Below are 18,411 nucleotides of genomic sequence, written 5' to 3' on the forward strand. Positions count from 1 at the left end.
ACCCGCCGCTGAGCGGCACGCACACCCCGCGCACAGCCCCGCTGGTGGCGGCCCTGGCGGGTGTGGTGCTGCTCGGCTGGCTGGTACGACGGCTGCACACCCGCCGCTGAGCGGCACGCACACCCCGCGCACAGCCCCGCTGGTGGCGGCCCTGGCGGGTGTGGTGCTGCTCGGCTGGCTGGTACGACGGCTGCTCACTCGCCGCTGAGCGGCACGCACACGCGGCGGTGGGCGCAGGCATGCGCGGCGGTGGGCGCAGGCATGCGCGGCGGTGGGCGGTAAAAGTCGGGAAAGGGCTGGTCAGCACTCCTTCGGGAGGGGCGGTACGCGGGGCTGGCCGGGAATACCCCGGGGCAGCGTCGGTGCCGACTGGGGGGAACCAGCATGCAGCCGGATGTCAGCGTCGTGCTCATCACGTTCAACGATTCGGCCAGACTGCCGCGCGCCCTCGCCTCGGTGCTGAACCAGTCCCTGCGCAACCTGGAAGTCATCGTCGTGGACGACGCGAGCACCGACGCCACCCCCCGCGTGATCGCCCGCCACGACGATCCGCGCGTGCGGTACATCCGGAGGGAGTCCAACAGCGGCGGCTGCGGCGCGCCGCGCAACACCGGGTTGGACGCCGCCCGCGCCCCGCACGTCATGTTCCTGGACAGCGACGACGAGCTGGCCCCGCACGCGTGCAAGAGCCTGCTGGAGGAGGTGGAGCGCACGGGCGCGGACTTCGCGTCCGGGCAGATCTCGCGGCTGTTCGAGGAGACGGGCCGTACCCAGCGCTACTATCCGTCCCTGTACGCGCCCCGGCGGGTGGTGGAGGGGATCCGCGCCGAGCCGCGCCTGTTCCTGGACGGCTTCGCGACCAACAAGCTGTACCGGACGGAGTTCCTGCGCGAGCACGGCCTGCGCTTCGCCGAGAACCTCCACTACGAGGACCACGTGTTCACCGCGGCCCTGTACTGCGCGGCCCGCAGGTTCGCGGTCGTGCCGTGGGTGGTGTACGTCTGGCGCCGCGCGGCGGGGTCGACGTCGATCTCGTCGTCGCTGCGGGACATGGGCAACGTCCGCGACCGGGTGCGGGCGGCGCAGGTCGGCGACGCGATCCTGCGCGACAACGGCTGCTCGGACCTGGTCGCCGACCGCCAGCACCGTTTCCTGCAGCAGGACCTGCGCGTCTACCTGAACAAGCTGCCCGGACACCCGGCGGTGTGGGTCAAGGAGTTCGCGTCCGTGACGCGCCCGTACCTGGACGACCTGGAGCCCGGGGTGCTCGGCCGCGCCGACCCGATGATCCGGGTGTGCGCCCATCTCATCCGCACCGGCCATCCCGAGGACCTGGTGGTCGCGGCGCGGTCGCTGACCGGGCCGAAGGCGCCACCGCGGCACGCGCTGCGCGTGGACGGCCGGACGTACTGGGGGACGCGCGCGGACCCGGCCATGGACATCACCGCGCTGCGCCTGGCGGAGCTGCCGTTCCAGGCGTCGCGGATCCGCCACGAGGTGACCGAGATGTCCGCGGCGGGGACGGTCGTGTCGATGACGGTCCGCAGCTACGACCCGTTCGCGGTGCTGCGCCGCTGGAAGTGCGCGGCCGATCTGACGGTCAAGGGCCTGACGGTGCCGCTGGAGCCGCGCCGGCAGGCGGACGGCAGCTACCTCATCCAGGTGGAGTTCGACCTGGCGAAGGCCAGGCTCGGCAGGCTGGGCTTCCATGGACGGCGTGACCCGCGTATCGGCTTCACGCGCGAGGACGGGCACCGTACCGCGGACCGGTTGCTGGTCGACCCCGCCATGCCGCCGCTGGTGCTGACGGTGGGCAGGCACGAGGTCGCGGCCGGCCCGGCGGGCGACGGCGCGGTCCTGCGCGTCTCGTGGCGGCCGGACCCGGCGCTGCGCCGGGCGTCACGGCTGCGCGTGCTGCGCGACCTGGCGGGCCGGGCGGACGTGAAGCTGTGGGCGTACCGGCGGCTGATCCGCGTGCTCCCGCGCCGCCGCGACCTGGCGTTGTTCGAGTCCGACATCGGCGCCGGGTACACCGGGAACCCCCGCTACATCTACGAGGAGCTCGTCCGCAGGGGGCTGCCGCTGGAGGTGCGCTGGTCGACGCGCGGGGACGCGGCGGGCTTCCCGGCGGGCCTGCCTCTGGTGCGGCGGATGAGCTGGCGGTACATCTGGCTCCTGGCCCGCGCGGGCTACTGGGTGGACAGCCACGGCCTGCCGCTCGCCTTCCCCAAGCCCAAGGGCACCCGCTACCTGCAGACCTGGCACGGCCAGACGCTGAAGACGGTCGGGTTCGACGCCCCCGACCTGCGCGGCGACTTCCCGGGCCCGCGCGAGCGCTGGCGGGCGGCCGTGGCGCGGTGGGACGCGCTGGTGTCGCCGGGCGCGGAGTTCGAGCGGGTCTTCCCGCCGTCCAACGGGTACACCGGCACCGTGCTGCGCTTCGGCTCGCCGCGCTGCGACGTGCTGGTCAACGGCGACCCCTCGGCCGAGGCGCGCGTGCGCGAGGCGCTGGAGATCCCGTCCGACCGCAAGATCCTGCTGTACGCGCCGACGTACCGCGACCGGGCGAAGTCGGGCGGCGCGTCGGTGCGGGTGGACCTGGACGCGCTGGGCGACGCGCTGGCGGACGAGTGGGTGGTGGTGCTGCGCACCCATCCGGTCGAGCGGTTCGAGGTGCCCGAGCGGGTGCGCCACCTCGTCCGCGAGGCCGGGTCGTACCCCGAGGTGAACGATCTGATCCTCGCCTCGGACGCGCTGCTCAGCGACTACTCGTCGATCATCTGCGACTACGCCTGCACCGGGCGGCCGATTCTGCTGTACGCCGACGACTACGACGAGTACGCGCGGGTGGAGCGCGGGCTGAACTACGACCTGCGGGAGATCGGGCCCGGCCCGGTGCTGTCCTCCACCGGGGAGCTGGTCGCCGCGCTGCGCGACCTGCCCGCCGTCACGGCCGAGTACGCCGCCCGGTACGCCGACTTCGTCACGCTGTTCTGCGCGGAGGAGACCGGCAAGGCCGCTCCCCGCGTCGTGGACGCCTTCTTCCACGGGCCCGGACCCCGCCCATGAGGGCCGCGGGGACGGCACGCCGTGGCGGCAGGACCGTGGTCTTCGCCTGCATGGACGCCGACACGCTCGGCGGCGTCCAGCGGGTCACGCACACCGTCGCCCAGGGGCTCGCGCTGCGCGGCCACGACGTGCACGTGATCGGCCTGCACGAGGCGGCCGACCCGTTCCGCTACGTCGAACGGCCCCTGTACGAGCACCATGTGGCGCAGCGCAGGCCGGTGGGTGAGGGCAGGCGCGGGGCGGCGCGGGCGCGCGTCTCCCGCCTGCTGTCCTCACTGCCGCCCGGCTACGCCGTGCTGACCTCGCCCACGGTGGTGTCGTGGCTGGCGGGCGCGCTGCCGCCCCGGCTGCGGGCCATCGGCCAGTACCACGGCTCGTTCGAGCACGCGCGCGGCACCTGGCACTTCGCCTCGGTCTGCCGCGCCTACGGCGGCCTGGCGCGGTCGCTGTTCCTCAGCCCCGAGGACGCGGCGCGGTTCGCCGAGCAGGCGCTGCTGCCGAACACCGACCACGTCCCGAACCCGCTGGGGGCGTGGCCGGAGGCGACGTCCTTCCTGGACGTGCCGCGGGTGCTCGGCATCGGCCGTCTGGCGGGGGTGAAGCGCTACGACCGGCTGATCACGGCGTTCGCCCGCGCGTCCCGCACGCGCACGCAGTGGGAGCTGCACCTGATCGGCGACGGCCCCGAGCTCGCGCGCCTGCGCTCGCACGCCGCGTCCCTCGGGGTGGCCGACCGCGTGGTGTTCCGCGGCCGGGTCCCGGCCTCGCGGATCGGCCAGGAGTACCTCAACGGGGCGATCCTCGGGCTGTCCAGCGAGCACGAGGGGTTCCCGCTGGTGGTGGGCGAGGCGGCCTCGTACGGCATGCCCGCGGTCGCCTTCGACGTCTCCGGAGGGGTGCGCGCGCTGGTGCGGGACGGCGCGACCGGCGTGCTCGTGCCGCCCGCGGACGTCGACGCGCTGACCGGCGCGCTGAACGGCCTGATGGCAGACCACGCCCGGAGGCGGCGGCTCGGCGCGGCGGCCCGGGCCCACGCCGAGGCGTTCCGGCTGGAGCGGGTGCTGGACCGCTGGGAGGACGTCTTCGCCCGCATCAGCCGCTGATCTCACCGAGACCGGCCCGCGGTTCAGTGTCCGATGAGCTGCCCTGAGGTCGTACGCGGGCGCGGGATGCTCGCCGGCGAGAGCTGCCCGGAGGTCAGCATCGCGGCCAGCGGGCCGGGCTCGCGCATGCGGTTGATCCGGTCGCGGCCGAACGTGCGGGCCCGTGACAGCGCCCGCCGGGTCGCCGTCCTGCGGTAGGCCAGCAACTGCCGGGCGGACACGCCGGAGGCGCCGGACAGCTCGTACCCGTTGGCGCGCAGGCGGTCGCCGAGGGCCTCCTCGCAGAGCGCCGCCTCCCACGGTTCGAGCCGGCCGGCCCAGCTTCCCACGCTGGCCTGGCTGACCTCGCGGTGGGTGTTGCTGTGCCAGACCTTGTGGGCGGGCACCGCCGTCACCGCCACGCGCCGCGGCTCGCACATCGCCGGGTCGTAGTCCTCGCCGAGGAAGGTGCAGATCTTGGCCAGCTCCGCCTCCGGGTCGGCGGTCAGGTCCTCGTAGCGCAGCTCGTGGTAGCTGTCGGCGGGCAGCCGCTCGGCGTGCCGCCGCCCGTAGTCGACGGCCTCGGCCCAGATGGCGACGGCGTGGTAGACGTCCAGCGTGAACCAGGGCATCTCCTTGAGCGAGGCCACGCAGTCGCGGCCGTCCCTGATCAGGTGGATGAACTGCGCGTCGGGGAACAACCGGAGCAGCACGCCCACGTGCTTGGAGTAGCCCGGCCGCTTGTCGCCCCAGCGCGGCTTGCCGAAGCGCCCGGCGTACGAGCGGAATGTCTCGCCGACCACCGACCCGAGCGACCCGGGGCCCGCGGTGGCCCGCTCGACGTAGGCGTCGGCGTCGATGCCGAGCGCGCGGAACTTGGTGGTCTTGTCCCTGGCGATCCACTCGGCGAGCGCGCGCCGGTTCGCGGGCTCGCGCATGTCCCCGTACCACCGGCGGTGGTAGTACGCCGGGAGCAGGTAGCGGGTCTCCGGCGGCACCGCGATCCGCTCGTGCGCGTGCAGCATGAGCTGCAGCATCGTCGTGCCGGAGCGCGGGCAGCCGATGATGAAGACGGGCCGGTCTGGACGCATCGCTCTACACCCCCGTGAAGAAAGGATCGGTCCGCACGTGCGGCTGTTCGTCCTCCTCGGACGCGCCGGGCCGGGCCCGCGCCGCGAGCGCCCGGGTGGAGAGCCACATGCGGTAGACAAGGAAGATCTCGTTGGCGACGAGCAGGCCGCCCGCGAGGGCCGTGACGGGCAGCAGCGCGCCGGGGCCGATCACCGGCGCGACGACGAACACGGCCGCGTGGAACTCGATGCCGCTCATCAGGTGCGAGCGCACGCGGTGCCGGGCCAGGAAGTGGGCGATCCGCTGCCGCGCGCCCGCCGGGCCGTCGCCCTCCCCTGGCGGCTGCGGCGGCGCCTGGTCGTACGGGCGGCCGTGGTCGAGGTCGTCGGCGCCGCCGGAAGCGTCGGCGGGAACGCCGCCGGTGCCGGAAGCGCCGCCGGGAACGCCGCCGCGGTCGCGCTCCTGGTCATACGGCTCGGACGGCGCGACGCGGCCGGGCGCGGGGCGGTCGTGCGGGAGGAGGCCGGGCGGCGGCGGGACGCGCGGGAACGGGTCGCGGGGAATGGGCTGGGTGGACCCGAGCGAGTCCGGGTACCGGGGCGCCTGCCGGGGAACGGCCGGTGTGGGCCCTGCGGGCTCGTGCGGCGCGGGCGCGTCGCCGGGGCGGACGGCGGGCTCTCCGGCACGGTGGTCGTGGTCGAGGGGCGCGGGCGGCGGGAACGGGTGCTCGTGGGCGGGTGGGGGCGGGTAGTCGTAGGCTCCCCTGTCGAGCGACTCGACGGCCATCGCGTCGCGTACCGCGTCCAGTTCCTCCCTGCGCGCGGCGCGCCGCCGGGCCTTGGCGGTCTGGCGCACGCGCTTCATCTGGGGGGCGTTGACGTAGCGGAACAGGTCGAGGATCGCGATCCCCGCGCCGAGCAGCACGTACGCGAGCCGTCCGGTCGCGGCGTACTGGCCGTAGGCGAGGCCGGCGGCGCAGCAGACGACGCGGATCCGGTCGCCCACGTAGTCCAGCCAGAGTCCGAACGGCGTGCCGGTGCCCTTCAGCCGGGCGATCTTGCCGTCGACACAATCGATCATGAAGCTGACGTAGAAGAGCAGCGCGCCGAGAACCAGGCGATTCCACGCGAAACAGGCCGCCGAGGCCATGCCGAGGATCAGCGAGAAACGCGTCAGCGTGTTCGGCGTGATCTCGGTGCGATTCGCTACGAACAGTGCCACCCGGCACGCGACCGGGTCGACCATGAACACCGTCCACCATGAGTCTCTGCGTTTGCGCGTCGCGAGGACGTCATTCAGCGAATAGGACCTCATGGCTGCCAGCATGGCGACGTGAAGCCACCGAAAACTCACCGTCTGTAACTACCATGTGATCTCTAGGCGCTTTCTTGACCGCCGCGGGCGACTGGCCTCCGCGGCTTGACCTCCCGCCACAGGAAGGCTTCCGGGACGGGGGCCCGGACCCGGGTCCAGTGAACGATTAATACCGATTTTGTGTGATTTTTACGTTCCAATGGGAAACCGGGATAGGGTTACGCGGCGTCGGCGGCGGCGCCGCACCCGGTGTTCGCCCCGGTGATCACCACTGTGTTCGACCCGCCGTTCAACCCGGTGTTCAACCCGGTGTCTCCCACGGAGTCCCACACGGAGGAGAAGGTCACATGCGGCGATGGATCCCGGTCGTGGTCGCGGCCGCCCTGGCGCTGACGGCGACGACGCCCGCGGCGGCCGACTCCACCCGCCGCCCGCTCGACTGCGCGCGTGTGAAGTGCATCGCGCTGACCTTCGACGACGGCCCCGGGCCCTACACCGGCAAGGTGCTGGACATCCTGCGCGCCCACCACGCGAAGGTCACGTTCTTCCTGGTCGGCGAGCACGTCCGGAAGTACGCGGGGACGGTCCGCAGGATGGCGCGCGAGGGCCACCAGATCGGCGACCACACCTGGGACCACCCCCACCTGACCACGCTGCACGACGGCGAGATCCGCGATGAGCTCAGCCGCACGCAGGACGCCATCGAGGCCGTCACCGGCAGGCGCCCGGACCTCATGCGCCCCCCGTACGGCGACACCGACGCGCGCGTGGGCGCCATCGCGGCCGAGCTGGGCCTGGCGCAGATCCTGTGGAACCGCAGCTCGCACGACTGGGAGCTGCGCGACACCAAGGCCCTGACGGCGAAGGTTCTCGACACGGCCAAGCGCGACCGGGTCGTCCTGATGCACGACATCCAGCCCCACACGGTGAAGGCCCTGCCGCAGATCCTCTCCGGCCTGGAGAAGCGCGGCTACCACGTTGTGCCGGTCCAGAAGCTGCTGCGCGGCAGGACGCTCCTCCCAGGTGAGATCTTCCCCGTGGGCGGCTGGAACTGACCGAGTATGGCGGGACTATCGGCGGAATCGCTTGCGCGGCCGCCCCGCGGCGGTCTTAAGGTGGGGTGAACGCGCCGGCGGGCCGGACGTCCGGGAGACACCGGCCGATCTCGCCGGCGGTGACCATCCGCGGTTTCGTCATGGCCGTTACCGGCCGCCACAGAGGGAGACCTGGTCGAGGGATGAGCGACGTACGCGAGAAGGCCGAGCTCTACGCCATGGACATCTCTGACGTCACCTGGCTGAGCGCCCCGGGCAGCGCCTCGGAGGACCGCATCGAGATCGCCTACCTCCCCGGCGGCGCGGTCGCCATGCGCAACCCGTCCGACCCCGCCGGCACGGTGCTGCGCTACACGGCCGCCGAGTGGAACGCCTTCGTCCTCGGCGTCCGCGACGGCGAGTTCGACGACTGACCTGTTCGAGGCGCGGCGGTGTTCTGGAGGAGGAGGGAGGAAGGGGTGAGGTACGAGCCCCTTCCGAGTGACGACGGAAGAACGCCGCCTAAAGGAGCGCCTCGAACCGCCGTGCCGGAGGCGCGGCAATAGGCACAGCGGCTACCGCTCCGCGGGCAGGGACATCGTCAGGCCGCGCCCCACGCGCTGCATGGGCCGTTCGACGTACCGGTACGTCAGCGCGCTGACGCCGAGCACCACGGCGATGAACGCGGCGGCGAGCGCGGCCTGCGTGAGCACGGGCATCCGGGCGGGATCGCCGATGATCGTCAGGAACAGCTTCAGCAGCGGGACGTGCACGAGGTAGACCGAGTAACTGATCACGCCCAGCCACACCAGCGGGCGCGGCACCACGCGGTCGCGCACGGCGATCCCGAGCGCGAACGTCGCCCCGGCCAGCACGACCGTGGTGATCCAGACGCGCGGCGAGGCCCACCACGTGCTCGGGACCGCGAAGAACGGCACGATCGCCAGCAGGACGACCGCCGCCGCGACCGCGCGCAGCCCGGAGATCCGCCCGGCGTCCCAGCGGTACAGCGCGGTCCCGATGAACATCACCGCCAGGATCGCCGGGCCGAGCCACGGCGTGCGCCCGCCGAGCAGCACCAGCGTGACGGCGAGCGCCCCGAGCGCGAGCGTGCCCGCCGTGCGCACCCATCCCGGCCCGGCGGCCACGCACCCGAACCCGGCCGCGAACACCGCCAGCGTGACCAGAGAGGCCGGGCCCGGCGTCAGGGCGGGCACGGCCAGCGCCAGGGCCACGACCAGCGCCGCCGCCGCGAACGCCACGGCCCACAGGCCGCTGCGCCGATGGGTCCCGGTGGCGAACAGCGCGGCCACGACCAGGTAGAACACCATCTCGTACGACAGCGTCCACATCGTCTCGACGACGCCGGGCGACCCCAGCACGTCCACGAGCATGGTCGCGTGCCCGGCGAGGGCGGCGAGGTCCGGCTTGAGGTCGCCGCGCAGCGGGACGACCGGCGCCGCCGCCATGACGGCGGCGATGACCACGAGGTACAGCGGGTAGAGCCGGAACAGCCTGCCCACCCAGAACGCCCGCACGTCGCCCCGATGCTCCAGCGAGGCCGGGATGACGTACCCGCTGACCAGGAAGAACACCAGCACGCCGTAGATGCCGAGGTTGAACCAGTACGGCCGCAGCCCGGGCAGGAAGCGGTAGAGCATGTGCTCCAGCATCACGGCCGTGGCCCCGAGGCCGCGCACGGCGTCCAGCCACGCCAGCCTTGGCCGCGCGGACGGGGAGGGGGCGGTCGTGGGGGACGACCCGGCCGTCAGCATTTACCGCAATTTACCGGACCACGGCGCGGCATAACCGGCCCGATCGCGTTTTCGCATGGTTAACGCGTGCCGGCCGGGGGCTGTTCAGGACGCGGAAGCCCGCTCACTCCCACTCGATGGTGCCCGGGGGCTTGCTCGTCACGTCCAGGACCACGCGGTTGATCTCGCGGACCTCGTTGGTGATGCGGGTCGAGATGCGGGCGAGCACGTCGTAGGGGACGCGGGACCAGTCGGCCGTCATCGCGTCCTCGCTGGTCACCGGCCGCAGGACGACCGGGTGGCCGTACGTGCGGCCGTCGCCCTGGACGCCGACCGAGCGGACGTCGGCCAGGAGCACGACCGGACACTGCCAGATCTCGCGGTCGAGGCCGGCGCGGGACAGCTCCTCACGGGCGATCGCGTCGGCCTCGCGCAGGATGGCGAGGCGGTCGTGGGTGACCTCGCCGACGATGCGGATGGCGAGCCCGGGGCCGGGGAACGGCTGGCGCCACACCATGGCGGACGGCAGGCCGAGTTCCTCGCCCGCGCGGCGCACCTCGTCCTTGAACAGCGTGCGCAGCGGCTCGACCAGCGAGAACTTCAGGTCGTCCGGCAGGCCGCCCACGTTGTGGTGGGACTTGATGTTGGCCGTGCCCGTGCCACCGCCCGACTCGACCACGTCGGGGTAGAGCGTGCCCTGCACCAGGAAGTCGACGGGGCCGTCGGCGAGGATCGCCCGCTGCTCGTCCTCGAAGACGCGGATGAACTCGCGCCCGATGATCTTGCGCTTCTCCTCCGGGTCGCAGACCCCGGACAGCGCCTTGAGGAACCGCTCCTGGGCGTCCACGACCCGCAGCTTGACCCCGGTGGCGGCGACGAAGTCGCGCTCGACCTGCTCGGCCTCGCCCTTGCGCAGCAGCCCATGGTCGACGAACACGCAGGTCAGCCGGTCGCCGATGGCGCGCTGGACGATCGCGGCGGCCACGGCGGAGTCGACCCCGCCCGACAGGCCGCAGATCGCGCGCCCCTCGGGGCCGATCTGCGCGCGCACGGCCTCGATGGCGTCCTCGACGATGTTGAGCATCGTCCACGACGGCCGGCAGCCGGCGGCGTCCAGGAAGTGCTTCATGACGGCCTGGCCGTGCTCGGAGTGCAGCACCTCTGGGTGGAACTGCACGCCGTACAGGCCCTTGGCGCGGTGCTCCATGGCGGCGACGGGCGTGTCGGGCGTCCACGCGGTGACCTCGAAGCCCTCCGGGGCCGCGACGACGCTGTCGCCGTGGGACATCCACACCGACTGGGCCACGGGCAGGCCGGCGAACAGCACGCCCTCGCCGACGACGGTGAGCGGCGTGCCGCCGTACTCGGCGATGCCGGTCTGGGCGACCTGGCCGCCGAGGACCCGGGCCATCTCCTGGAAGCCGTAGCAGATGCCGAAGGTCGGCACCCCGGTGTCGAACAGGCCCTGCGGCGCGGCGGGGGCGCCCTCGGCGTACACCGACGCGGGGCCGCCGGACAGGATGATCGCCTTCGGGTTCTTGGCGAGCATCTCGTCCACCGGCATCGTCGAGGGGACGATCTCGGAGTACACGTGGCACTCACGGACCCGCCGCGCGATCAGCTGCGCGTACTGCGCGCCGAAGTCGACGACAAGGACCGTGTCGAACTCAGACACCGAAAAGACCTCCCAAAAGACGCCGCGGTCCTCACAGTCTAGCGACGGCGGCCGATGCGAACGCTGCCGGTGATCTACGGTCGCCGTACCGGCCGCTGAACCGGGTCACCACAGAATGCGTCGTAGGGGCATGAGGACTTCGATCGGTACGGCAGCGGCCGTGGCGCTGGCCTGCGGCCTGGCGGTGACGGCCTGCACGAGCGGCGGCGGGCCCGTCAAGCCCGCGGCCGATGAGCCCGTGGCCTTGGGGAACATCAAGCTCGTCGCGTACACCGGATGCGACGACATGCTCGACGGCCTGCGCGAGGCCGCGGCGAAGAACGTCGGCCCGTGGGGCTTCGGCGGCAACATGATCTTCTACGCGGCCGACGGCGCGGCGAGGATGGACGCGAAGGCGGTCGCGCCCTCGTACTCCACCACCAACGTCCACGAGGCGGGCGTCGACGAGCCCGACATGGTCAAGACGGACGGCCGGCGGATCATCAGCTACGCGGGCGGCGTGCTGCGCGTGATCGACGCCGCGTCCAAGAAGGTGACCGGCACGCTGCGGCTCGTGCCGAAGGAGCAGGCCTGGGCGCCCGGGGACCTGCTCGTCCACGGCGACCGCGCGCTGGTGATGTTCAGCGGCGGGGAGGCGATCCCGGTCGGCGCCGTCGCGAAGCGGCCCGCCACCGCCGGCCCCAAGTACACGCTGGTCGATCTGAAGGAGCTGAAGGTCCTCGGGTCGATCACCCCGCAGGGCATGCACGTGGACGCCCGGATGGTCGGCTCGACCGTCCGCCTCGTGGTCAGGTCGCAGCCGACCATCACCTTCGCCGAGGGCCGCCCGGACGAGAAGGAGGACGAGCGGACCCGGCGCAACCAGAACGACGTGCGCAACGCGCCCATCGAGGCGTGGCTGCCGACCTACGAGGTGGACACCCCCGGTGAGGCCACCCGCACTGAGAAGCTGAAGTGCGAGGCGATCAGCCACCCGGCCGAGTACACCGGCACCTCCATGCTGACCGTCCACACCATCGACCTGGAGGCCGGGCTCACCTCCGACGACCCGATCGCGGTGGCCGCCGACGGCGACACGGTGTACGCGACGCCCACCAGCCTGTACGTCACCAGCAACCCGCGCTGGTGGTTCCCCCGCATGATGATCGACGACACCCCGCCCGCCCCCGTCGAGAACGCGCCGAGCGGGGACGTCTCCCCCGCCCCGGCGACCACGCCGAGCGCGGCGGCGGTTCCCGGCGCGGCGGCGGCCCCCGAGACGGCGCCGACGGCCGTCGCCCCGCGCGACCCGGCCACCACGACGCCCGCGGAGAAGATCGAGCCGAGCAACGACCCGTCGATGCCGTCGCTGCTCCCCGAGCCGACGGCGTCCCCGTCCGGCCCCGCCCCCACGACCCCCGTCCCGGCCTCCCCCACAGAGCCCACCGGGTCCCCGACGGCCGAGGCGGCGCCGCCCGAGCAGACCGAGATCCACCGGTTCGACATCGGCGGCGCCGGCGCGCCCCGGTACGTCGCCTCCGGCGTGGTGCCCGGACGCCTGCTCAACCAGTACTCCCTGTCGGACTTCCAGGGCAACCTGCGGGTCGCCACCACCTCCGACGCCGCCCCCGGGGCGAACCCGTCGCGCGGCTCCAGCGGCGTGTACGTCCTGAAGGCCGACACCCTGGCCAAGGTGGGCGAGGTCACCGGCCTCGGCAAGGGCGAGCGGATCTACTCGGTCCGCTTCATCGGCCCCGTGGGCTACGTCGTGACGTTCCGCCAGGTCGACCCGCTGTACACGCTCGACCTGCGCGACCCGGCGAACCCCAAGGTCACCGGCGAACTGAAGATCACCGGCTACTCGGCCTACCTGCACCCGGCGGGCGAGGGACGGCTCCTCGGCATCGGCCAGGAGGCCAGCGAGCAGGGCAGGACGCTCGGCATGCAGGTCTCGCTGTTCGACGTCAGCGACCCGGCCAAACCGGCGCGCCTGGCGCAATTCCACCAGAAGGACTCCGGGTCCGAGGCCGAATGGGACCCGCACGCCTTCCTGTACTGGCCGGAGTCCGGGCTGGCGGTCGTGCCGGTCAACAGCTGGGGCGGTCCCGATCCCTCCACGGCCCAGATGGCCGCTATGGTGCTGAAGGTCGGCGACGGGTCCATCACGCGGGCCGGGCTCGTCACGCACCCGAAGCAGGCGCGGACCGACGAGCCGATCCAGTTCGACACGGCGATCCGCCGTTGCCTGATCATCGGGGACACGCTGTGGACCGTCTCCGACACGGGCATGAAGGCCAGCAGCGCCACCACGCTGGCCGGCGAGGGCTGGATCCCCTTCGAGGTGTGAGACCGCCTCGCACGCTTCCGGGCCGTATCGCGCAGTACGGCCCGGAGTGCCCCGGCCGCACGGGATGGGTTCCCGGTGACGGGATCCCTCCGTGCGGCCGGAAGGCAGACCCCCGGATCAGACCTCCTTGGTCGCCGGCTCGCCCACCGGGACGATCTCCGGCGCGCCGAGGCGGATCGCGTCGGCCTCCTGGTCGGTGTCCTGTTCCTGGGACAGCCGCTCGGCCTCGACGCGCTTGGTGTAGTACTCGACCTCGCGCTTGACCTGCTCGTCGTCCCACCCGAGCGGCCCGGCCATCAGCTCGGCGGCCTCCTGCGCCACGGCGGTGCCGCGGTGGAAGGTCTCGATCGAGATGCGCGTGCGACGGGTGAGCACGTCGTTGAGGTGGCGGGCGCCCTCGTGGGTGGCCGCGTAGACGACCTCGGCCCTGAGGTAGTCGTCGGCCCCGGCCAGCGGGCGGGCCAGCGACGGGTCCCGCTCGATCAGGGCGAGCACCTCGTCGATCAGCGACCCGTACCGCTGCAGCAGGTGCTCGATGCGGGCGACGTGCAGCCGGGAGGAGCGCGCGAGCCGGTGCCGCTGGTTCCACAGCGCCTGGTAGCCCTCGCCGCCCACCAGCGGGACCGTGTCCGTGCAGGACGGGGGCACGCGCTGGTCGAGGCCGTGCGCGACCGCGTCCACCGCGTCCTTGGCCATGACGCGGTACGTCGTGTACTTGCCACCGGCGATCATGACGAGGCCGGGCACCGGGTGGGTGACGACGTGCTCGCGCGACAGCTTGGAGGTCTCCTCCGACTCCCCGGCGAGCAGGGGGCGCAGTCCCGCGTACACGCCCTCGACGTCGTCGCGGGTGAGCGGCACCGAGAGCACGGCGTTGACGTGGTCGAGCACGTAGTCGATGTCCTGGCGGGAGGCGGCCGGGTGGGCCTTGTCCAGCGACCAGTGGGTGTCGGTGGTGCCGACGATCCAGTGCCGCCCCCACGGAATCACGAAAAGCACCGATTTCTCGGTGCGAAGGATGATTCCGGTGAGCGACTGGATGCGGTCACGGGGCACCACCAGGTGGACGCCCTTGGACGCGCGCACGTGGATCTGCCCGCGCCCGCCCACCATCTCCTGGATCTCGTCGGTCCACACCCCGGTGGCGTTGACCACCTGCCGGGCGCGCACGTCGAACTCGGCGGTGCTCTCCAGATCACGCACCCGCACGCCCGTGACCCGCTCGCCCTCCCGCAGGAACCCGCAGACCTGGGTGCGGGACGCGACGTACGCCCCGTACGCGGCCGCCGTGCGCAGCATCGTCGTCACGTAGCGCGCGTCGTCCACCTGGGCGTCCCAGTACTGCACCGCGCCGGTCAGCGCGGACTTGCGCAGCGCCGGGGCCAGCCGCCGGGCGCGGCGGCGCGACAGGTGGCGGTGCCCGGGCATGCCCCGGGTCAGGCCGGTCGAGAAGCCGAGCGTGTCGTACAGCGTGAGGCCCGCGCCGACGTACGGCCGCTCCCACACGTGGTGGGTGAGCGGGAACAGGAACGGCACCGGGCGCACCAGGTGGGGGGCGATCCGCTGGAGCAGCAGCGCCCGCTCCTGCAGCGCCTCGCGCACGAGATCGAAGTTGAGCTGTTCGAGGTAGCGCAGCCCGCCGTGGATCAGCTTCGACGAGCGCGAGGACGTGCCGGACGCGAAGTCGCGCGCCTCGACCAGGCCCACCGACAGCCCGCGGGTGACGGCGTCCAGCGCGACGCCGGAGCCGACCACGCCGCCGCCGACGACGATGACGTCGAGCTCGTGCGCGGGATCGGCCAAGTAGTCCAGGGCGGCCGATCTCTCTTCGGGGCCGAGCCGGGCGGAATGCGTGCCGCCGCCCTCCCCGACCCGGGACCGGGCGCCGACGCGCCTGTCCTCAATGCCGCCTCGCCCGGCCTCCACGCCGATCCCACCCTCCTGCGCCGCTCGTTCCCTCGCACCGTCCTGGCTGTCCATCGCGATCCCCCTGGGGTACGGCTCGTCGCGTTGCGTCCTATTTCTACCCGACAGCGGATACCCACATGCCAATGAAGGGCCAGCGTCGATCATGACACCGCCACGTCGGAACACCGCGGGTGCCCTGCTCTCGCATCGTGGTCTCAGGGGCTCCCGGCCGACATGGCACGACGGGTAGATCTTTGGGCCCGCCCGCCGGATCGCGGTGCCTCCGGCGGCCGGCCCGGGGCGAACGGCGAGCCGGTCGCGGCCCGCTCCTGGCCGGTTCCGCCGGAGCGTCAGGGCGGCAGGAAATGACCACTTCCTGCCGACTCTCCCCTCGAGAAAGCTGGATGGAGGTCGATCCGTCCGCCCGGGCCGAGAGGGGCACCATGACCACGGGGACGTCATCATGAGCGTCGTCTCGCACGCCCACGCCGTCGTGCGTGGCACCTACCAGGTCGAGCGGTTCACCCTCGGCAACGGGCTGCGGGTGGTGCTGAGCCCCGAACCCGGCGCCACGGTGGCCGGCGTCACGGTCGTCTACGACGTGGGCATCCGGTCCGAGCCCGAGGGCCGCACGGGGTTCGCCCATCTCTTCGAGCACCTGATGTTCCAGGGGTCGGCCAACCTGGAGAAGCTCGCGCACTTCCGCCACGTCCAGGGCGCCGGCGGCACGTTCAACGGCTCCACGCACCTCGACTACACCGAGTACTTCGAGACGGTGCCGGGCAACGCCCTGGAGCGCACGCTGTTCCTGGAGGCCGACCGCATGCGCGGGCCCCTGTTCACCCCCGAGAACCTCCGCAACCAGATCGACGTGGTCAAGGAGGAGATCAGGGTCAACATCCTCAACCGGCCCTACGGCGGCTTCCCCTGGCTGCGGCTGCCGCCCGTGATGTTCGACACGTTCGCGAACGCGCACGACGGGTACGGCTCGTTCGAGGACCTGGAGGCGGCCGGCGTGGAGGAGGCGGCCGACTTCTTCGACAAGTACTACGCCTGCGGCAACGCCGTGGTCAGCGTGGCCGGGGACTTCGACGTGGACCGGGCGCGGCTGCTGGTCGAACGCCACTTCGGGGATGTGCCCGCGCGCCCCGCGCCGCCCGCGCGGTCGTTCGCGGAGCCGGACCTCACCGCCCCGCGTCACCGGGCGTACGTGGACCCGGCCGCGCCCGCGCCGATGATCGCCGCCGCGTGGCGGGTGCCCGACCCGGTCGCCGATCTGGCCGGATACCTGCCGTACGTGGTGCTGGCCGAGGTCCTGACGGACGGCGTCGCCTCCCGCCTGGTCGACCGGCTCATCCTCAGGGACCGCACGGCCACCAGCGTCGGCGGCTACATGGGCTTCATGGGCAAGCCCTTCGACGTGCGCGACCCCACAGCGCTGCTCCTCCAGGCCAATCTGCCGCGCGGCGGCGCCGCCGGGCCGGTGCTCGATGCCGTCGACGAGGAGCTGGACCGGATCGCCCGTGAGGGGCTCGTCCCCGCCGAGCTCGCCCGCGTCCAGGCGCGGATGGCCGCCCTGCTGCTGCGGGCGACCGACCCGATGATCGGCCGCGCGGTGCAGATGGCCGTCCTGGAGCTGCAACGCGGCGACCCCGCCCTGATCAACGAACTGCCCGCGCTGATCGCCACCGTCACCGAGGAGCAGGTCAGCGCCGCCGCCACCCGAATGCGCCCGGACCGCAGGGCCTCGGCCGAGATCGTTCCCGGAGGTGCCCGGTGAGGACCCTGCCCCACATCGAGCCGGGGTGGCGGTTCGCCCTCCCGCCGCGTACCGAGATGGTCCTGCCCAACGGGCTCACCGTGACGGCCGTCGCGCGGCGTTCGGTGCCGCTGGTGGAGCTGAGGCTGTCGGTGCCGGCCTCCACGACCGACCTGGCCGCCGACGCGTTGCTGGCGCAGACGCTGTTCACCGGCGTCCCCGGCATGTCGGCCGCAGAGATCGCCGTCGAGACGCAGGCCATCGGTGGCGCGCTGAGCGCCAAGGCCGACCCCGACCGGTGGCTGGTCACCGGAAGCGCGCTGGCGTCCGGCCTGGACCGGCTGCTCGAACTGCTCGCGCAGGCCCTGCGCCACGCCGTCCATCCCGATCGCGAGGTCGCCGTCGAGCGCGAGCGCCTCGCCGGCCGCGTCCAGGTCGCGCTGAGCCAGCCGGGCTCGATCGCCAAGGCCGAGCTGCTGAAGCGCGTCTACGGCGACCACCCGTACGGGGTGGAGATCCCCTGCGCGGCCAGTGTGCGGGCGGTGGTGCCCGAGCGGGTCAGAGAGCTGCACAGGACGCGCATGAGCCCACGGGGCGCCGGCCTGGTGCTGGTCGGCGACATCGATCCCGACGCCGCCGTCGAGCTGGCGGCGCGGCGGCTCGGCGACTGGGCCGGGGAGGGAACCGCCGCTTCGACGCCGCCCGCGCCTCCGGTGCGGCCGGGTCCGCTGCTTCTGGTCGACCGGCCGGGCGCGGTGCAGTCGACGATCCGGATCGCGCTGCCCTCGCCGGGCCGCGAGCACCTGGACAACGCGCCCCTCCAGCTCGCCAACCTCGTCTTCGGCGGCTACTTCTGCTCTCGGTGGACGGAGAACATCCGTGAGGACAAGGGGTACTCCTACACGCCGACGTCGATGATCGACCATTCGCGGGCGGGGTCGATCCTGATGCTGTCGGCCGACGTCGCGACCGAGGTGACCGTTCCGGCGCTGGTGGAGACGTTCTACGAGCTCGGCAGGATCGTCGCGCTTCCGCCGAGCGCGGCCGAGGTCGGGCAGGCCAGGCGGTACGCGCTGGGGGCGTTGCAGCTGAGCATGGCGACCCAGGCGGGCCTGGCGGGTCTGACCGGGGCGCTGGCCGGGTTCGGCCTCCGGCTCGACTATCTCGCCGCGCACGCCGAGCGGCTGGCGTCGGCGACGCCCGAGGACCTGCATCGGGCGGCTCAGGCGTACATGGGGCCGGCCCGGGCGTCGGCGGTCGTGCTCGGCGACGCCGCCCGGTTCGCGGGGGCCCTCGCCACGGTCACCGACGTCGAGGTGGCGGCACGCTGACCGGTGAGGTGACGGCGCTCTGACCAGCGATGTCAAACACAGAGTCCCGACATATCCATTTTCCGTTACATATGAGTAGTGGTCATGT

General features: G+C 72.7%; 12 protein-coding genes. 7 read left to right on the plus strand and 5 right to left on the minus strand.

What is annotated here, in order from left to right:
* Positions 1-384 precede the first annotated feature (384 nt).
* Entirely contained in the window at positions 385-3,069 is a 2,685-nt protein-coding gene (locus tag AB0H21_RS32365) for a CDP-glycerol glycerophosphotransferase family protein (RefSeq protein WP_358524332.1), read from the plus strand.
* Entirely contained in the window at positions 3,066-4,172 is a 1,107-nt protein-coding gene (locus tag AB0H21_RS32370; RefSeq protein WP_358524335.1) for a glycosyltransferase, read from the plus strand. Before AB0H21_RS32365 ends, AB0H21_RS32370 begins: the two co-directional genes overlap by 4 nt.
* 23 nt (positions 4,173-4,195) lie before the next feature.
* On the opposite strand, the gene AB0H21_RS32375 is transcribed toward AB0H21_RS32370, so the two are convergent.
* Both AB0H21_RS32375 and AB0H21_RS32380 read right to left on the minus strand, forming a co-directional pair.
* A complete protein-coding gene (locus AB0H21_RS32375) occupies positions 4,196-5,242 on the minus strand; it encodes a sulfotransferase (RefSeq protein ID WP_358524338.1) in 1,047 nt (348 codons plus the stop codon).
* A gap of 4 nt (positions 5,243-5,246) precedes the next feature.
* Complete coding sequence (locus AB0H21_RS32380) at positions 5,247-6,536, minus strand: CDP-alcohol phosphatidyltransferase family protein (protein ID WP_358524340.1); 1,290 nt, start codon at positions 6,534-6,536, stop codon at positions 5,247-5,249.
* A 347-nt stretch (positions 6,537-6,883) separates the two neighbouring features.
* On the opposite strand from AB0H21_RS32380, the gene AB0H21_RS32385 reads away from it, so the two are divergent.
* Both AB0H21_RS32385 and AB0H21_RS32390 read left to right on the plus strand, forming a co-directional pair.
* Positions 6,884-7,591, plus strand: coding sequence for a polysaccharide deacetylase family protein (locus AB0H21_RS32385; protein ID WP_358524343.1), 708 nt, complete (start codon positions 6,884-6,886; stop codon positions 7,589-7,591).
* 182 nt (positions 7,592-7,773) lie between these two features.
* On the plus strand, positions 7,774-8,004 hold the full coding sequence (locus AB0H21_RS32390; RefSeq protein ID WP_114032791.1) for a DUF397 domain-containing protein: 231 nt from the start codon (positions 7,774-7,776) through the stop codon (positions 8,002-8,004).
* A 141-nt stretch (positions 8,005-8,145) separates the two neighbouring features.
* On the opposite strand, the gene AB0H21_RS32395 is transcribed toward AB0H21_RS32390, so the two are convergent.
* Positions 8,146-9,345: an acyltransferase gene (locus tag AB0H21_RS32395; protein ID WP_358524345.1), complete on the minus strand. Its 1,200-nt coding sequence runs from the start codon at positions 9,343-9,345 to the stop codon at positions 8,146-8,148.
* A 103-nt stretch (positions 9,346-9,448) separates the two neighbouring features.
* The gene (gene guaA, locus AB0H21_RS32400) at positions 9,449-10,999 is read right to left on the minus strand and encodes a glutamine-hydrolyzing GMP synthase (RefSeq protein ID WP_358524347.1); all 1,551 of its coding nucleotides are present in this window, start codon (positions 10,997-10,999) and stop codon (positions 9,449-9,451) included.
* Positions 11,000-11,129: 130 nt separating this feature from the next.
* Here guaA and AB0H21_RS32405 point away from each other — a divergent pair, with 130 nt between their 5' ends.
* Positions 11,130-13,325, plus strand: coding sequence for a beta-propeller domain-containing protein (locus AB0H21_RS32405; RefSeq protein ID WP_358524350.1), 2,196 nt, complete (start codon positions 11,130-11,132; stop codon positions 13,323-13,325).
* A 117-nt stretch (positions 13,326-13,442) separates the two neighbouring features.
* Here the strand turns inward: AB0H21_RS32405 and AB0H21_RS32410 are convergent, their stop codons facing one another.
* A complete protein-coding gene (locus tag AB0H21_RS32410) occupies positions 13,443-15,305 on the minus strand; it encodes a glycerol-3-phosphate dehydrogenase/oxidase (protein WP_358524352.1) in 1,863 nt (620 codons plus the stop codon).
* A gap of 391 nt (positions 15,306-15,696) precedes the next feature.
* On the opposite strand from AB0H21_RS32410, the gene AB0H21_RS32415 reads away from it, so the two are divergent.
* A complete protein-coding gene (locus tag AB0H21_RS32415; RefSeq protein ID WP_358524355.1) occupies positions 15,697-17,013 on the plus strand; it encodes a pitrilysin family protein in 1,317 nt (438 codons plus the stop codon).
* A complete protein-coding gene (locus AB0H21_RS32420; protein WP_358524357.1) occupies positions 17,010-18,323 on the plus strand; it encodes a pitrilysin family protein in 1,314 nt (437 codons plus the stop codon). Before AB0H21_RS32415 ends, AB0H21_RS32420 begins: the two co-directional genes overlap by 4 nt.
* Positions 18,324-18,411: the final 88 nt, after the last annotated feature.

Source organism: Sphaerisporangium sp. NPDC051011 (assembly GCF_040653595.1).
GTDB lineage: Bacteria > Actinomycetota > Actinomycetes > Streptosporangiales > Streptosporangiaceae > Sphaerisporangium.

Bases quoted from the DNA above. Each gene is read 5' to 3' on its own strand.
- AB0H21_RS32365 (WP_358524332.1), top strand. From the start codon at position 385: ATGCAGCCGGATGTCAGCGTCGTGCTCATCACGTTCAACGATTCGGCC.
- AB0H21_RS32370 (WP_358524335.1), top strand. From the start codon at position 3,066: ATGAGGGCCGCGGGGACGGCACGCCGTGGCGGCAGGACCGTGGTCTTC.
- AB0H21_RS32375 (WP_358524338.1), bottom strand. From the start codon at position 5,242: ATGCGTCCAGACCGGCCCGTCTTCATCATCGGCTGCCCGCGCTCCGGC.
- AB0H21_RS32380 (WP_358524340.1), bottom strand. From the start codon at position 6,536: ATGAGGTCCTATTCGCTGAATGACGTCCTCGCGACGCGCAAACGCAGA.
- AB0H21_RS32385 (WP_358524343.1), top strand. From the start codon at position 6,884: ATGCGGCGATGGATCCCGGTCGTGGTCGCGGCCGCCCTGGCGCTGACG.
- AB0H21_RS32390 (WP_114032791.1), top strand. From the start codon at position 7,774: ATGAGCGACGTACGCGAGAAGGCCGAGCTCTACGCCATGGACATCTCT.
- AB0H21_RS32395 (WP_358524345.1), bottom strand. From the start codon at position 9,345: ATGCTGACGGCCGGGTCGTCCCCCACGACCGCCCCCTCCCCGTCCGCG.
- AB0H21_RS32405 (WP_358524350.1), top strand. From the start codon at position 11,130: ATGAGGACTTCGATCGGTACGGCAGCGGCCGTGGCGCTGGCCTGCGGC.
- AB0H21_RS32410 (WP_358524352.1), bottom strand. From the start codon at position 15,305: ATGGACAGCCAGGACGGTGCGAGGGAACGAGCGGCGCAGGAGGGTGGG.
- AB0H21_RS32415 (WP_358524355.1), top strand. From the start codon at position 15,697: ATGAGCGTCGTCTCGCACGCCCACGCCGTCGTGCGTGGCACCTACCAG.